Here is a 15,660-nt window from a genome sequence, read left to right as displayed (position 1 = left end):
TTGTTGTTCTGTCGCCAGCTTACTCCTGCAGCAAGCCGCTTGCATTTCGTTAACATCTTAATTATAACGTTAACACATTAACAATTATTCGAGCAGGGACCCTGCCCCTGCCCCAGCCAGGAGAACCCCATGAGCCGTGCCTTGCACGATGCTGCCAGCGGTACCCTGTTCGGCGTTGCGCTGAACTACCAGGGTTTGCTGAACCAGCGTCTCGCCGAATTCGAACAGCCGCCGTATCAAAAGCCGCCGGTCAAGCCGGTGCTGTTCATCAAGACCCCCAACACCCGCAATGGCCACGGCCAGCCCGTGGTCTATCCGCAAGGCATCGAACAACTGCAACCGGGCCCGGCCCTGGGCGTGGTGATCGGCAAGCGTGCCACCCGGGTCAGTGTCGACAATGCCCTCAGCCATGTCGCCGGCTACACCATCGTCAATGAATTCAGCCTGCCGGAAGACAGCTACTACCGCCCGGCGGTCAAGGCCAAGTGCCGCGACGGCTTCTGCGCCCTGGGCCCTGAACTGGTGCCGGCCGCGCAAGTCGCCGACCCGCAGCAACTGAGCATCAAGCTGTTCATTAATGGCCAGCTGCGCCAGCAGAACAGCACCGCCAACATGGTCCGCAGCGTTGCCCAGCTGATTGCCGAGATCAGCGAGTTCATGACCCTGCACGAAGGTGATGTGCTGATCACCGGCACCCCCGAAGGCCGCGTCGATGTGCTGCCCGGGGATCAGGTTGAAGTCGAGATAAGCGGCCTCGGGCGCCTGACCAACAGCATCGTTGCCGCGCAGGAGAAGCGCTGATGAAACACGCACGTATCCGCTACCAGGGCGAAGTCCACGCCGTCACCGTCGAGGCCGACAACGCCGTGCGCCTGGCTGATGGCCGGCTGTTGCAAGAGCAGCAGGTCGAGTGGCTGCCGCCGGCCACCGGCAACATGTTCGCCCTGGGCCTGAACTACGCCGACCACGCCGCCGAGCTGGCCTTCACACCGCCCACCGAACCGCTGGCGTTCGTCAAGTCGGTGGGCACCTACACCGGCCACAACCAGGTGAGCTGGCGCCCGGACAACGTCGCCTACATGCACTACGAGTGCGAGCTGGTGGCGGTGATCGGCAAGCCTGCGCGCAACGTCAAGCGCGAGGATGCCCTTGAGTACCTGGCCGGCTACACGGTGTGCAACGACTACGCCATCCGCGATTACCTGGAAAACTACTACCGGCCCAACCTGCGGGTGAAAAACCGCGACGCCACCACCCCCGTCGGGCCGTGGATCGTCGACGTCGCCGAGGTGCCGGATGCCTCCAACCTGACCTTGCGCACCTGGATCAACGGTGAGCTCAAGCAGCAAGGCAGTACCAAGGACATGATTTTCGACATCCCCTACCTGATCGAATACCTGTCCAGCTTCATGACCCTGCAGCCGGGCGACATGATCGCCACCGGCACCCCCGAGGGCCTGGCCGACGTGGTGCCGGGCGATGAAGTGGTGGTCGAAGTCGAAGGCGTCGGGCGCCTGGTCAACCGTATTGTCAGCGAAGCCGAGTTCTTCGCCCTCAACCGCCAAGAGGCATGAGCAACATGATCAAACACTGGATCAACGGCCGCGAGGTCGAAAGCAAAGACGTGTTCGTCAACTACAACCCGGCCACCGGTGAAGCCATTGGCGAAGTCGCCAGCGGCGGCGCCGAAGAAGTTGCCCAGGCAGTAGCAGCGGCGAAAGAAGCCTTCCCGAAATGGGCCAACACCCCGGCCAGGGAACGCGCCCGGCTGATGCGCAAGCTTGGTGAGCTGATCGAGCAGAACGTGCCGCAGCTGGCCGAACTGGAAACCCTCGACACCGGCTTGCCGATCCACCAGACCAAGAACGTGCTGATCCCCCGTGCCTCGCACAACTTCGACTTCTTCGCCGAAGTCTGCACACGCATGGACGGCCACACCTACCCGGTCGACGACCAGATGCTCAACTACACCCTGTACCAGCCGGTGGGCGTGTGCGGGCTGGTGTCGCCGTGGAACGTGCCGTTCATGACCGCGACCTGGAAGACCGCGCCATGCCTGGCCCTGGGCAACACCGCGGTGCTGAAGATGAGCGAGCTGTCGCCATTGACCGCCAACGAACTGGGCCGCCTGGCCGTCGAGGCCGGCATCCCCAACGGCGTGCTCAACGTCATCCAGGGCTACGGCGCCACCGCCGGTGATGCCCTGGTGCGTCACCCGGACGTACGTGCGATCTCCTTTACCGGCGGCACCGCCACCGGCAAGAAGATCATGCAGACCGCAGGCCTGAAGAAGTACTCGATGGAGCTGGGCGGCAAGTCGCCGGTGCTGATCTTCGAAGACGCCGACCTGGAGCGCGCCCTCGATGCGGCGCTGTTCACCATCTTCTCGCTCAATGGCGAGCGCTGCACCGCCGGTAGCCGTATCTTCATCCAGGAAAGCGTCTATCCGCAGTTCGTCGCCGAGTTCGCCGCACGGGCCAAACGGCTGATCGTCGGTGACCCGCAAGACCCGAAAACCCAGGTAGGCTCGATGATCACTCAAGCCCACTATGACAAGGTCACCGGTTACATCAGGATCGGCATCGAGGAAGGCGCGACCCTGCTCGCTGGCGGCCTGGAGCGCCCGGCCAACCTGCCGGCGCACCTGGCCCGTGGGCAGTTCATCCAGCCGACGGTGTTTGCCGACGTGAACAACAACATGCGCATCGCCCAGGAAGAAATCTTCGGGCCGGTGGTGTGCCTGATTCCGTTCAAGGACGAAGCCGAGGCGCTGCGACTGGCCAATGACACCGAGTATGGCCTGGCCTCGTACATCTGGACGCAGGACATCGGCAAGGCGCATCGTCTGGCCCGCGGCATCGAGGCCGGCATGGTGTTCATCAACAGCCAGAACGTGCGCGACCTGCGCCAGCCGTTCGGCGGGGTCAAGGGTTCGGGCACTGGCCGTGAAGGCGGGCAATACAGCTTCGAGGTGTTTGCCGAGATCAAGAACGTGTGTATCTCGATGGGCAGTCATCATATTCCGCGCTGGGGCGTCTGACGTCATCGCTGGCAAGCCAGCTCCCACAGGTCTGATGTCACCTCAAAACCTGTGGGAGCCGGCTTGCCGGCGATAGCGATGGCACTGACAGCACACAAGAACAACAATTACCAGGAGTTCCATCATGGGCGAAGTCGTCCTGGCAGCCAAAGTCTGCCACGTACCCTCGATGTACCTGTCCGAACTGCCCGGCAAGCACCATGGCTGCCGCGAGGCGGCGATCGCCGGGCACAAGGAAATCGGCCGCCGCGCCCGCGAACTGGGCGCCGACACCGCCGTGGTGTTCGACGTCCACTGGCTGGTCAACAGCGGCTACCACATCAACTGTGGCGAGCACTTCAAGGGCACTTACACCAGCAACGAGCTGCCGCACTTCATCAAGAACATGGACTTCGAGTACCCCGGCTGCCCGGAGCTGGGCGAGCTGATCGGCCTTGAGGCCAATGCCGCTGACGTGCGCACCCTGGCCCACAACATCCCGAGCCTGGAGCTTGAGTACGGCACCCTGGTACCGATGCGCTACATGCACATGGATGTACCGGAGGCGCAAAAGCTCAAGGTCGTGTCGATCGCCGCCTGGTGCGCCTGGCACCGCCTGGAAGATAGCTTCGCCTTCGGCGCCGCCGTGCGCCGGGCCATCGAAAAGAGCGACCGCAAGGTCCTGGTGCTGGCGTCCGGGTCGTTGTCGCACCGCTTCTCGGACGACCGCAACGCCGAAGCCAACATCCACAACTGGACCCGCGAATTCGACAAGCAGATGGACATGCGGGTGGTCGAGCTGTGGAAGCAGGGCCGTTTCAAGGAGTTCTGCGCAATGCTTCCGGACTACGCCACTCACTGCTACGGCGAAGGCGGCATGCACGACACGGCGATGCTCCTGGGCCTGCTCGGCGGCGCCGACTACAACAAGCCGGTCGAGGTGCTGACCGAGCCGTTCGGCAGTTCCGGCACCGGCCAGATCAACGCTGTCTTCCCGCTGTAGCGCGAAGGCAGCAGCCACAAGCTTCAAGCCACAAGCTGCAAGTGAAGAGCACGCGCTCTTGCCGCTTGTAGCTTGCCGCTTGCCGCCGTTCAAACGGAGATCTTCATGCCGCATTTCATCATTGAGTACACCGACAACATCGAGCAACAGGCCGACCTGCCCGGCCTGTTCGAGAAGGTCCACGCCAGCCTGGGCGCCAGCGGCGTGTTCCCCCTGGGTGGCATCCGCAGCCGCGGCGTGCGCCTGGACAGCTGGCGCATGGCCGATGGCAAGCATGACTACGCCTTCGTCCACATGACTCTGAAGGTCGGCCACGGCCGTGACCTGGACACCCGCACCCAGGTTGCCCAGGCGCTGTTCGAGGTGATCACCGCGCACTTTGCCGAGCTGCAAAGTCAACGCCTGCTGGCGCTCTCGTTCGAGATGATCGAGCTGCACCCGCAACTGAATTTCAAGCAGAACAACGTTCACGCCTTTCTCCAGAACCAGGCGGGCTGACGCACAGCCACCCTCCCCCCACGGCCCTCTGACAAAAAGTACAAGATCATGAGCACAGCCAATACTGCCGAACACGCTGCCCTTGCCCAACATGACTCGACCCACAGCAAGATCACCTGGCGGCTGATGCCGCTGCTGCTGATCTGCTACCTGTTCGCTCACCTGGACCGCATCAACATCGGCTTTGCCAAGATGCAGATGAGCAGCGACCTGCACTTCAGCGACACGGTCTACGGCTTCGGTGCCGGGCTGTTCTTCATCGCCTACGCGCTGTTCGGCGTACCGAGCAACATCGCCCTGGACCGGGTCGGCCCACGGCGCTGGATCGCCACCCTGATGGTGGTCTGGGGCACGCTGTCGACCAGCATGCTCTGGGTCGAATCGGCCTCGGGCTTCTACGTCCTGCGCTTTTTGCTGGGCGTGGCCGAAGCCGGCTTTTTTCCCGGCATCCTGGTCTACCTCAACCGCTGGTACCCGGCCCGTCGCCGTGGGCAGATCACCGCGCTGTTCGCCATCGCCGTGCCCATGGCCGGTGTGGTCGGCGGGCCGTTGTCGGGCGGCATCCTCGAACTGTTCCACGACGCCGCCGGCCTGCGTGGCTGGCAGTGGATGTTCCTGATCGAAGGCGCGCCGGTGATCCTGCTCGGCCTGGTGGTGCTCAAGTGCCTGCCCGACAGTTTCGACAGCGTGAACTGGCTCAGCAGCGAAGAAAAGCTGCAACTGCGCGAACAGCTGAACCAGGAAGAACAACGCAAATCCATCACCTCGTTCGGCGGCATCCTGCGCGACAGCCAGGTCTGGCTGCTGGTGGCGGTGTACTTCGCGGTGATGCTGGCAGTCAACACCCTGGCGTTCTGGATGCCGACCCTGATCCACGGCGCCGGCATCGGCAGCGATGGCCGGGTCGGGCTGCTCAGCGCCGTACCGTATCTGGCCGGTTGCCTGTTCATGATTGCCTGCGGGCGCTCCTCCGACCGTCAGCGTGAACGCCGCTGGCACCTGTGCGTGCCGCTGCTGATGTCGGCCCTGGGCATTGCCATCGCCGGCCTGTCGCCAGGCAACCCGGTGATGGTGCTGGGCGGGTTGATCATCGCCGGCATGGGCGCCAGCGCCGCCTTGCCGATGTTCTGGCAACTGCCGCCAGCGTTCCTGTCGAACACCACCCAGGCCGCCGGCATCGCCCTGATCAGCTCGTTCGGCAGCATCGCCGCGTTCCTCGCCCCGTACCTGATCGGCTGGATGCGCGACACCACCCAGAGCGCCAGCCTGGCGCTGTTCGTGCTGGCGCTGTTCATCACCCTCGGCGGCCTGCTGGTGCTGCGCACCAAGGCTGCCATCGTCAACCCTCAGTAAGAGATTTAGCCATGCTTGACCACAGCCAGATCCTGCAAGCCGCCGCCCAGCTCGAGCGCGCCGAACGCAGCCGCGAACAGGTGCGGCAGTTCTCCCTGGAGCACCCGGGCATCAGCATTGAAGACGCCTACGCCATCCAGCGCGCCTGGGTCGCGCAAAAGATCCAGAACGGGCGCAAGCTGGTCGGCCACAAGATCGGCCTGACCTCGCGGGCCATGCAGGTGTCGTCGAACATCACCGAACCGGACTACGGCGCGCTGCTCGATGACATGTTTTTCGACGAAGGCAGCGACATTCCCTTCGAGCGCTTTATCGTGCCACGGGTCGAGGTGGAGCTGGCCTTCGTGCTCGGCAAGCCGCTCAAGGGGCCGAACGTGACCCTGTTCGACGTGCTCGACGCCACCGAATGGGTGATCCCGGCGCTGGAAATCATCGATGCACGCATCCAGCAGATCGACCCGCAGACCCAGGCCACGCGCAAGGTCTTCGACACCATCTCGGACAACGCCGCCAACGCCGGCGTGGTCATGGGCGGGCGCGCGGTGCGCCCGGGCGATATCGACCTGCGCAAGGTGCCGGCGGTGCTCTACCGCAATGGCGTGATCGAAGAGTCCGGCGTCTCGGCGGCGGTGCTCAACCACCCGGCCAAGGGCGTCGCCTGGCTGGCCAACAAGCTGGCGCCATACGACGTCACCCTCGAAGCCGGGCAGATCATCCTCGGTGGCTCCTTCACCCGCCCGGTGGCGGCCAACCCCGGCGATACCTTCCATGTCGACTACGACATGCTCGGTTCGATTGCCTGTCGTTTCGTTTGAGGACTTGCCCATGGACATGCCCGTCAACCGCTTCAAACAACGCCTGCAACGGGGCGAGGCGCAAATCGGCCTGTGGCTCGGCCTGGCCGAGCCGTACTGCGCGGAACTGGCCGCCAACGCCGGTTTCGACTGGCTGCTGATCGACGGCGAACATGCGCCCAACGACCTGCGCGGCATGCTCGGCCAGTTGCAGGCCATCGCCCCCTACCCGGCCCAGGCGATCATCCGCCCGGTGATCGGCGACACCGCGCTGATCAAGCAAGTGCTGGATATCGGCGCGCAAACCCTGTTGGTACCCATGGTCGAAAGCGCTGAGCAGGCACGCCAGCTGGTACGCGCCATGCACTACCCGCCCAAGGGCGTGCGCGGCGTGGGCAGTGCCCTGGCACGGGCGTCGCGCTGGAACAGCATCCCCGGTTACCTGGAGCAGGCCGATGAGCAAATGTGCTTGCTGGTGCAGATCGAGAGCCTTGAAGGGCTGCAGAACCTGGATGCGATTGCCGCGGTCGAAGGCGTTGACGGGGTGTTTATCGGCCCGGCGGACCTGAGTGCGTCCATGGGTTATCGCGGCAATCCCGCCCACCCCGAGGTGCAGGCGGCGATTGAACAGGCGATCGGGCAGATTCAAAAGGCCGGCAAGGCAGCAGGGATTCTCAGTGCCGATGAAGCCTTGGCACGGCGCTACCTGGAGCTGGGCGCCGGGTTTGTCGCGGTGGGGGTGGATACCACGGTGCTGATGAGGGGCTTGCAGGGGTTGGCGGGCAGGTTCAAGGGGGGGGTGGCGCCGGCTTCATCCGGCCCTTCGGTGTATTGACTGTACTGGCCTCATCGCTGGCAAGCCAGCTCCCACAGGTTCGGTTTACAGAGGACCTTGTGGGAGCTGGCTTGCCAGCGATGCGGTCACCGACCGACTTGCTTTAACTCCTCCAGCAACCCCAGCAGCGCCTGCAACTTCTGCTCGCCGAACTGCTCCTGAATCCGCCGGTAGTTGCTCTCCATGCACTGGCTCATCGAAGCAAAAATCTCCTCGCCCCTGGCCGCCAGGTTCACCAGCACCCGGCGCTGATCCTGCTCGGCCTTGCGCCGGCTGACCAGCCCGGCCGCCTCCATGCGCACCAGCACCCCGGTCATGCTCGGCTTGAGGATGCAGGCTTGTTCCGCCAGGCGGTAGATCTCCATTTCGCCCTGCTGGCGCAGGATACGGATCACCCGCCACTGCTGCTCGGTCAGCCCGTGCTGGTTGAGCGAGGGCCGAAAGAAACGCATGGCCGCTTCGCGGGCTTGCAACAAGGTCAGGGTCAGGGACGGGCGCGGTTGGGGCATGGAATGGCTAATCATCAGGCTATTTTGTTAACACTTTAACAAAATCAACGCCTTGCCACAGCCCTGGCACCGGCAGTCAAGCCCGGCGGCACGCAGGGTCAAGACGCAGGCGCCGTACAAGGCCTTAATAGAGCCCATCAGTACTCCACTTTTCAGGCAGCGCCATGATCAACATCGAAACGCCGACCTACTACACCGCCACCAAAAAATACAACCTGAGCTTCCCGACCCTGGAAGAGGACGTGGACGCCGACGTGGTCATCATCGGCGGCGGCTTTTCCGGGATCAACACGGCCCTGGAGCTGGCGGAAAAAGGCATCACCAACATCGTCGTGCTCGAAGCCCGCTACCTGGGCTTTGGCGGCACCGGGCGCAACGGCGGGCAGATCATGGCCGGCATCGGTCACGACCTGGAGAAGATCAAGCAGCACGTCGGCGACGATGGCTTGCGGCAGATCTTCGAGATCAGCGACCTGGGTGCCGACATCATCAAGCAGCGCATCGCCAAGTACGCCATCGACGCCGACTTCTGCCATGGCTACGGCTACATGGGCTTCAATGCCCGCCAGGAAAAGACCCTGCGCGCCTGGGAAAAAGACTTCAAGTCGGTCAATTCCCAGCACGAGATCCGTTTTCTCGGCGGCAGCGAGGTCAAGCAGATCATCGGCTCCGACGCCTACAGCAGTGCCCTGCTGCACATGGGCGGTGGCCATGTGCATTCGCTGAACCTGTTGCTCGGCGAAGCCAAGGCGCTCAGCGAACACGGCGTGCGCATCTTCGAGAACAGCCCTGCGCTGCAGGTGCAGTACGGCGAGCGCATTCGCGTGCGCACCGGGCGCGGCTCGGTCACCGCCAGCAAGCTGCTGTGGGCCTGCGACAGTTTCCTCAACAAACTGGAGCCGGAGCTGCACCGCTCGACCATCAACACCTACGCCTTCCAGATGATGACCGAGCCGCTGTCGGACGAACTGATCCAGCGCATCAGCCCGATTCGCGGCGCCTACAGCGACATCCGCCCGGTGATCGACTACTACCGCGTGACCAACGAAAACCGCCTGCTGTTCGGTGCCGCCACGCCGCTGGTCGAGCACATCCCGCGCGACCTCAAGGCCTGGAACCGCAACCTGATGCTGAAGATCTTCCCCTACCTCAAGGACGTGAAGATCGACCTGGCCTGGGGCGGGCCGATGGCCTGCAGCCCCAACCTGTTCCCGCAGATCGGCACCCTGCCCGGTCGGCGCAACGCTTTTTACGTGCAAGGTTATTCCGGCTTTGGCGTCACCCCCAGCCACATCATCTGCAAGGTACTGGCCGAAGGCATGAGCGAAGGCTCGGCGCGCTATGACCTGATCAGCTCGGTGCCACGCCCGACCATCCCGGCCAAAGACCCACTGCGCGCGGTGCTGCTGACCGCGGGCAAGTCCTGGCACCAGTTGTCCGGCTACTGGAATGGCCGGCGCTGAAACCCATTGTTTTCAACCCTCAAGGAACACTGCCATGACCCTGACTGCCGTTAAACAGAACATCCAGCTCAGCGAACTCGACGCCTGGGGCACCGTTGCCGACCTGGGTTCGGAAATACTCGAAGGCGAAGTGCGTGCTTTCGGCAAGATGACCTTCGGCGCGCCGACCGACCCGGTCAGCAGCGCCTACTTTGGCACCACCAGCGGCAAATTTCGCATGGTCTACCCATTCAACGAACAGGCCGTGGTGGTGACCGGCCAGGTGCGTCTGACCGACGAAGCAACCGGCGTCAGCCGCACCTACAACCAGGGTGACAGCTGGTTCGTGACCAAGGGCACGCCGGTGTTGTGGGAGATTCTCAGCGAGAGTTTTGTGAAGCATTACTTTGCAGTAGCCTGACAAAAAGCATCGCTGGCAAGCCAGCTCCCACAGGTACTGCATGCACCGAACCTGTGGGAGCTGGCTTGCCAGCGATGAGGCCCTATAGCCTGGCCAACGATTCCCCAAACAAGCGCCACAATGCCGCCAAGCGCCGCTCGAACGCCTCCGCCCCCGCATAGATCAACTCGACATTCAAACTATCGACAATCCCCAGGTAGCCATCGCCATACAAGCGCTGCTGCTCCTCATCCAGCCCCGGTGCATAGCGGTGCAACGCCAGGGCAAACAACTCGCCCAACCTCGCCAGGTACGCCTCGAACCCGGCACTGATCACCGGTCGCAATTCACTGGGCGGAAAGAACGCCGTGCGCAGCATGAAGCGCAAATGCGCCGACACCTGGTAGCGCTGATTCAAGCGCTCGGCAAAACGCTGCCCCGGCAACTCCCCGGCCGTCACCTTCTCGGCAAAGCAGGCCTCCAGGTACTCATGTTCGGCTTGCAGGGCCCGCGCATAGACCACCTGGAACAGGTCATCCTTGCCAGCGAAATGCGCATACAACGACGGCTTGCGCATGCCCGCGGCGGCGGCGATGTCGTTCAGCGACGAGGCGTCATAACCCAGCTCGGCGAACTGCTCGACGGCAATCGCGCAGATCTTTTCTGCCGACGGCGTCAGGCTTCTCATAACGGTGTCTCCCCCAACAAATACGGATCAATGGCCAGCCAGGCTCTGCAGGTGCGGCTCGGCATGGCGGGTGCTGATGTGCACCAGCAGCGCGACGAACACCGCCGAAAGGCCGAGTAGCAGTGCCCAGTACGCCGCACCCAATGGCGCCATGATGCCCGACAATGGCGTGGCGAACGACGAAATGATCAACTGGAAGGCGCCGAGCAAGGCGGCGGTCGAGCCCAGGGCCTTGCTCTGCGAGGACATCACCAGCGACATCAGGGTGGCTTCGGCAATGCCCAGGCCGAACATCGCCACGGCCATGCCGGCAACGATGCCCACCAGCCCCGCCGCACTCAGTGCCCCAGCCAGCACCAGTACGGCCCCCACGAACATGCACGCCGCGCCCCAACGGGCCAGACGCACCAGGCCCTTGCGCGCCACCAGGCGGCCAGCGGTGATGGCGCCGAGCAAAATGGCCACACCGGTGGCACCGAACAGCGTGCCAAAGGCTTCCACCGACAGGCCGAAATGGTGCTGGTAAACGAAGGCCGCCCCGCCGATGTAGGCAAACAGAAAGAAGAACACCGCCGACAAGGCCAGGGCCGGGCGCAGGAACTGGCGGTCGCAGGCGATGCGCACGTAGGTGCGCAAAAACTCACGCGGTTGCCAGGCCATGCGTTGGTCCTGGGGCAAGGTCTCCTTGAGCATCACTGCCGAGTTGAGCAGCACCAGCACGCCCAATGCCGCCAGCACCAGCATGATCGCCCGCCAGCCAAAGTGCGCACCGACAAAGCCGCCCAGCGCCGGGGCAATCACCGGTGCCAGGCCTTCGATGGTCATCAGCAAGGCAAAGATCTGCGCCGCCCGCGCGCCCTCGGCGACGTCGCGGACCATGCTCATGATCACCACCAGGGTCAGGGCGCTGCCCAGGCCCTGGATGAAGCGCGCCAGCAGCAGGCTGTTGAGGTCTGGCGCCGCAGCGGCGGCCAGGGAGCTCAGGACGAACACCAGCAAGCCGGCGAGCAATGGCCGGCGCCGGCCAAGGGTATCGACCAGCGGACCGAACAGCAGTTGCCCGGCGCCCATGGCCAGGAGGAACACGGTCAGGGTCAACTGCACCCCGGCATAGGAAGTGGCGAACTCACTGGCAATGCTCGGCATGCTGGCCAGGTACATGTCGACCGCCGAGGGCCCAAGGGCGCCGATCAGGGCCAGGGAAATGGCGAAGCCGACCCGGGCGGTCGGCGTGGAGGCTGCACTGTGCATAGGCTCGATTCCAGATAAAAGCGGGACCTGGCTGGCGTTTATCGCTCAACCTACCTATCGGTAGGTAGCCAAGTCAGGCGAGCCTATACAGACCGCATCCTGCGGTCAAGTCAGCGGCGATGAAACGGTGATCAGGCCAGGCTGCTGGCGCGGTAGTCCTTGGGCGATTGCTCGAACTGCTTCTTGAACGAACGGCTGAAATGCGCCGAGTCGGTGAAGCCCCATTTGTAGGCGATGGTGGTGATCGACTCGCGCTTGAGCACCGGGTTGGCCAGGTCGGCGGCGCTGCGCTTGAGGCGCGCGCGCTGGATGTAGCGGCAGACGCTGTCGCCCTGCTCTTCGAACAGGCGGTAGAGGTGGCGTACGGAAATGTTCAGGCGGTTGGCGAGGTTGACCGGGGTCAGGTTGGCCTGGCCGAGGGAGTCATCGATGACTTTTTGCACGTAGCTGCGCAGGTTGGCGCCCTGCAACGAGGCCGGCAGCGCCGTGAGGTCATCGCTGCCTTCAAGGGCCGAACCGAGCAATGACAGGAAGGCGCTGTGCAGTGCCTGCCCCTCGCCCTGCTCGTCGTCAGTGGCACTCTGCTCCTTGCACAGCTGGTCCATCAGCAGGTGCAGCATGCGCCCGCAGGCGCGGGTCTGGGAGATCTTGCCGAAGGTGCGGCTGTCGTTGCCCAGTTGCTTGCACACCTCGGCCCGCGACAACGACAGCGAGGCATGTTCGATCAGGCCGAAAGGCATGATCTCGCAGGCGCCGGCGGCATCCATCAGGAGCATCTCGCCGGGTGCGAGCTGGATGCTGATGCCGTTCTGGGTGATCTGCGAAAAGCCGGTGCGCTGGCTGACCAGAAAGCAATGCTGGTCGTTGTCGCGGTCGCTGTTCAGGCCCTTGCGGCGGATCAGCCCGGCATTGGTGCGCAGGTTGGCCAGGGCCAGGCCGCCGCGCGACCAGGTGGAAATCTCGCCGATGAACAGCGAGGGGTTGAACGTAAGTTCCGTCTCATACACCCCGCAGATGTTCTGCATGGTTGCGTTCCAGCGTTCCAGCGCAGGGCTGCTGGCGTGATGGATACTCATGGGTACCTCCACAATGGCATCTTGTTTTTGTTGGGCAATAGTTAACATGTTATCTATGTGCGCGCAACTTGCTTGAAGCAGCCAGAGTGAAAGCAGGTTTGATGCCAGATGGCCGGGTCAGAGCCCGGCCAATAGCGCCGGCAAGCCTTGCAGCGCGGCCAGCAGGTGCTGGTGTTGCTCGGGGCTCAGGCGAATGTAACGACGAAAGGCCGGCAGGCGGTTGACCACTTCGCTGGCGCCGATGTGCTCGAGGGTCAGGGTCCACTGGCCGTCGCACCTTTCCAGCAGCAGGCGCTTGAAGTCCAGGGGCATCAGCGCCTGCAACAAAGCCGCCTCCGCCTGCAGGCGGCGTTGCAGTTCGGCCTGCAACGCCAGCTCGCCCTTGCGCAGGCGAACCCGCAGCCCGCTGCGCCGCCATGACCCGCTGTGGTGCAGCTCAAGGCGGGCATTGCCCTGCCCTGTGGCAGGCAGCGTCAGGCTGAACTCGGTCAGCACCAGGTGCATGAGCAATTGCGCTTCACAGCGCTCGCGCACCTGCACCGCCTGCCCGGCCCAGTCGAAGCGGCCCAGGCCGGGGGCGACAACTTCAAAGCTGTCCAGGCCCAGGTTGCGTTGCACCTTCTCAAGGGTCAGCCCCGGTCGATAGCCGGCCGGCGCCCGTTCAGACAGCTTTTGCCACAGTTGGCGCAGGGCAATAGCCATGAGCAGTCCCCGGTTGGTGAGCGAATTCCCGCGCCAGCACCTCTTCCACCGAGGCCGGCTTGAACGGATTGACCTTCTGCACCACCAGCGTCCAGAACAGCGCATACACCGCCGTGCCGGCCAGCATCAGGCCGAAGGGCACGTAGATGTCGGCCGGGTCCATGCCTGGCGGGGTGATGAACGCCATGCCCAGGACAATCCCGACGGTAGACAGTATCTGCGGCAGCGGGAACAGCGGCGAACGGTAGGCCCGCGGCAGGTCCGGGCGGCGGATGCGCAGGATCACCACCGACAGGGTCACCAGTAGATAGGCCGTGCTCCAGGCACACACTGCCGCCAGCACCAGGTGCATGATGCGGTCGGTGTTGCCGCCCAGCCACAGGGCATGCAGGCACGGAATCAGCGCGGCGACCAGGATGCACAGCAGCGGCGTTTTAAAGCGTGGGTGCAGGTAAGTGAAAACCTTGGGCAAGGCGCCGTCGACGGCCATGCCGTAGAGAATCCGCGGCACCCCGGCCATCAGCGTATTGATGGTCGCCGCACCGGCGAACAGAAAACCGATGCCCAGCCACAGCGGGCCGATATCGCCCATTACCTGCTCGGCAAAGCGCGGGATGGCCATGGGTGTGTCCAACAGGTGCACGCCGCTGGCGGCGTCGAGCAGCACGTTCTCGACCTGGCGTTTCATCGCCGCGCCATAGATGAACATGCACGCCGCCACCCCGAGCAGGCCCAGGGCCATGGCCCGCGGCATGCTTTTGGCCGACTGGCGCAGGTCCGGGGCCAGCGGCGTGACGAACTCGCAGCCGACGAACATGAACATGGCCATGCCCACCAGCGAGAGGATGGTCATAAGGTCGGTACCCACCAGCGACACGCCGAACCAGCCCTCCAGTTCCACGGCCGGCGCGGCCACCAGGCCGAGCACGCCAAAGACCATCAAGGTGGTCCACATGCCGAAGGTGAGGATGATCTCGGCCTTGCCGAAAGCACTGACGCCGAAGGCATTGAGGATGGCGAAGATGATCACGAACCCCACACCCAACAGCCACGAACCACCGGCCGACTCAGCCAGGGTGTTGAGGTGCTCGAAGTTCACCAGGGCCATGACCCCGGCCAGCATGGTCTCGGCGGTGCCGGCAAAGACGTGGACGATCAGGTAGGCCGACAGCGTACCGGTAATGGCGAAAAAGCGCCCCATGCCGCAGTTGATGTAGTCGTACACCGCGCCGGTGGTCGGCAGGATCGACGCTGCCTCGGCAAAGGTGGTCGCCTGCGCCAGCATCATCACCACGGCAATCAGCATGGCCACGGCGAAGGCACTGCCGCCGATGCCGAAGCCCATGGTCGCAGTGAGGATCACCGGGCTTGCCATGATCAGGCCGATGGTACTGGCAAGGGCGGTGGGAAAGCCGACCGTGCCACGATTCAGGTGCGCACTGAGCGTGTCGTTGAGCGACATGGCAAAAGACCTCGAGCAGAAGGATGACAGTGGTCCTACTCTGCGCTCGGTGGCAATGGCGGTCTTGCCCGTGGCTGCCGTGAAGGTTGGAGCTGGCTGCCAGGCTCAGCCCGTGGCCGGCAGGCGCACGCAATCGTGCGGACCAAGCAGGCGGCCATCGGCGGCACGCAGCTCCAGGGCCTTGACCGGTTTGCCGTGTTCACGGTCGACCAGTTGCGAGTGGGCCTCGCCCTCAGCGAAGTAGAACGCCTCGCCCCACTGGCGCAAGCCAACGATCAAGGGGAACAGGCCCAGGCCTTTTTCGGTGAGCACGTATTCCTGATAGGCGCTGCCCTCGGACACCGGCACCAGCTCGAAGATCTGGTGCTCGACCAGCTGGCGCAGGCGAGTGCTGAGGATGTTCTTGGCCAGGCCGAGGTTGCGCTGGAACTCACTGAAGCGCTTCAAGCCGTCGAAGGCATCGCGCACGATCAGCAGCGACCACCAGTCACCAATGGCATCGAGGGAACGGGCCACCGGGCATTCGGCGTCTTGCAGGCGGGTGCGTTGAACCATGGGAGATCTCGCCAGGAAAAGTGGTTGCAATATAAAACCGGTTTCTCTAGCGTACAACTGGTTTCATTATGCA

General features: G+C 63.8%; 17 protein-coding genes. 10 read left to right on the top strand and 7 right to left on the bottom strand.

What is annotated here, in order from left to right; translation table 11 throughout:
* Nucleotides 1-129: 129 nt before the first annotated feature.
* The 8 genes from LOY45_RS11380 to hpaI all read left to right on the top strand — a co-directional run bounded on the left by LOY45_RS11380 (nt 130) and on the right by hpaI (nt 7,502).
* Entirely contained in the window at nt 130-801 is a 672-nt protein-coding gene (locus LOY45_RS11380) for a fumarylacetoacetate hydrolase family protein (RefSeq protein WP_115087195.1), read from the top strand.
* Nucleotides 801-1,574, top strand: a complete 774-nt coding sequence (locus LOY45_RS11375) for a fumarylacetoacetate hydrolase family protein (protein ID WP_134063135.1) — start codon at nt 801-803, stop codon at nt 1,572-1,574. Before LOY45_RS11380 ends, LOY45_RS11375 begins: the two co-directional genes overlap by 1 nt.
* A gap of 5 nt (nt 1,575-1,579) precedes the next feature.
* The gene (gene hpaE / locus LOY45_RS11370) at nt 1,580-3,040 is read left to right on the top strand and encodes a 5-carboxymethyl-2-hydroxymuconate semialdehyde dehydrogenase (RefSeq protein ID WP_134063137.1); all 1,461 of its coding nucleotides are present in this window, start codon (nt 1,580-1,582) and stop codon (nt 3,038-3,040) included.
* 124 nt (nt 3,041-3,164) lie between these two features.
* A complete protein-coding gene (gene hpaD, locus LOY45_RS11365; RefSeq protein WP_115087197.1) occupies nt 3,165-4,022 on the top strand; it encodes a 3,4-dihydroxyphenylacetate 2,3-dioxygenase in 858 nt (285 codons plus the stop codon).
* Between the two features lie 105 nt (nt 4,023-4,127).
* Entirely contained in the window at nt 4,128-4,520 is a 393-nt protein-coding gene (locus LOY45_RS11360) for a 5-carboxymethyl-2-hydroxymuconate Delta-isomerase (RefSeq protein WP_115087198.1), read from the top strand.
* A gap of 48 nt (nt 4,521-4,568) precedes the next feature.
* Nucleotides 4,569-5,873: an MFS transporter gene (locus LOY45_RS11355; protein ID WP_115087199.1), complete on the top strand. Its 1,305-nt coding sequence runs from the start codon at nt 4,569-4,571 to the stop codon at nt 5,871-5,873.
* Nucleotides 5,874-5,884: 11 nt separating this feature from the next.
* Nucleotides 5,885-6,688, top strand: a complete 804-nt coding sequence (gene hpaH, locus LOY45_RS11350) for a 2-oxo-hept-4-ene-1,7-dioate hydratase (RefSeq protein WP_115087200.1) — start codon at nt 5,885-5,887, stop codon at nt 6,686-6,688.
* 10 nt (nt 6,689-6,698) lie between these two features.
* A complete protein-coding gene (hpaI, locus tag LOY45_RS11345; RefSeq protein ID WP_134063145.1) occupies nt 6,699-7,502 on the top strand; it encodes a 4-hydroxy-2-oxoheptanedioate aldolase in 804 nt (267 codons plus the stop codon).
* A gap of 86 nt (nt 7,503-7,588) precedes the next feature.
* Here the strand turns inward: hpaI and hpaR are convergent, their stop codons facing one another.
* Nucleotides 7,589-8,011, bottom strand: coding sequence for a homoprotocatechuate degradation operon regulator HpaR (gene hpaR / locus LOY45_RS11340; RefSeq protein WP_115087202.1), 423 nt, complete (start codon nt 8,009-8,011; stop codon nt 7,589-7,591).
* A 164-nt stretch (nt 8,012-8,175) separates the two neighbouring features.
* On the opposite strand from hpaR, the gene LOY45_RS11335 reads away from it, so the two are divergent.
* The gene (locus LOY45_RS11335; RefSeq protein ID WP_115087203.1) at nt 8,176-9,474 is read left to right on the top strand and encodes an NAD(P)/FAD-dependent oxidoreductase; all 1,299 of its coding nucleotides are present in this window, start codon (nt 8,176-8,178) and stop codon (nt 9,472-9,474) included.
* 34 nt (nt 9,475-9,508) lie between these two features.
* On the top strand, nt 9,509-9,874 hold the full coding sequence (locus tag LOY45_RS11330; protein WP_134063147.1) for a cupin domain-containing protein: 366 nt from the start codon (nt 9,509-9,511) through the stop codon (nt 9,872-9,874).
* 82 nt (nt 9,875-9,956) lie between these two features.
* Here LOY45_RS11330 and LOY45_RS11325 read toward each other — a convergent pair whose 3' ends face one another.
* The 6 genes from LOY45_RS11325 to LOY45_RS11300 form a co-directional block, all read right to left on the bottom strand.
* Complete coding sequence (locus LOY45_RS11325) at nt 9,957-10,541, bottom strand: TetR/AcrR family transcriptional regulator (RefSeq protein ID WP_134063149.1); 585 nt, start codon at nt 10,539-10,541, stop codon at nt 9,957-9,959.
* 27 nt (nt 10,542-10,568) lie between these two features.
* Nucleotides 10,569-11,792 carry a multidrug effflux MFS transporter gene (locus tag LOY45_RS11320; RefSeq protein ID WP_258579147.1) on the bottom strand — a complete coding sequence of 408 codons (1,224 nt, stop codon included), beginning with the start codon at nt 11,790-11,792 and terminating at the stop codon, nt 10,569-10,571.
* Nucleotides 11,793-11,923: 131 nt separating this feature from the next.
* Nucleotides 11,924-12,868, bottom strand: coding sequence for a transcriptional regulator FeaR (feaR, locus tag LOY45_RS11315; RefSeq protein WP_115087207.1), 945 nt, complete (start codon nt 12,866-12,868; stop codon nt 11,924-11,926).
* 117 nt (nt 12,869-12,985) lie between these two features.
* The gene (locus tag LOY45_RS11310) at nt 12,986-13,570 is read right to left on the bottom strand and encodes a DUF3156 family protein (protein WP_115087208.1); all 585 of its coding nucleotides are present in this window, start codon (nt 13,568-13,570) and stop codon (nt 12,986-12,988) included.
* On the bottom strand, nt 13,530-15,032 hold the full coding sequence (locus tag LOY45_RS11305; protein ID WP_115087209.1) for an APC family permease: 1,503 nt from the start codon (nt 15,030-15,032) through the stop codon (nt 13,530-13,532). Before LOY45_RS11305 ends, LOY45_RS11310 begins: the two co-directional genes overlap by 41 nt.
* A 105-nt stretch (nt 15,033-15,137) precedes the next feature.
* Complete coding sequence (locus tag LOY45_RS11300; RefSeq protein ID WP_115087210.1) at nt 15,138-15,587, bottom strand: winged helix-turn-helix transcriptional regulator; 450 nt, start codon at nt 15,585-15,587, stop codon at nt 15,138-15,140.
* Nucleotides 15,588-15,660: the final 73 nt, after the last annotated feature.

Source organism: Pseudomonas wadenswilerensis, assembly GCF_024749185.1.
Classification (GTDB): Bacteria; Pseudomonadota; Gammaproteobacteria; order Pseudomonadales; family Pseudomonadaceae; genus Aquipseudomonas; species Aquipseudomonas wadenswilerensis.
Note: the sequence above shows the minus strand (reverse complement) of the source record. Positions and strands in the feature narration are given on the sequence as shown.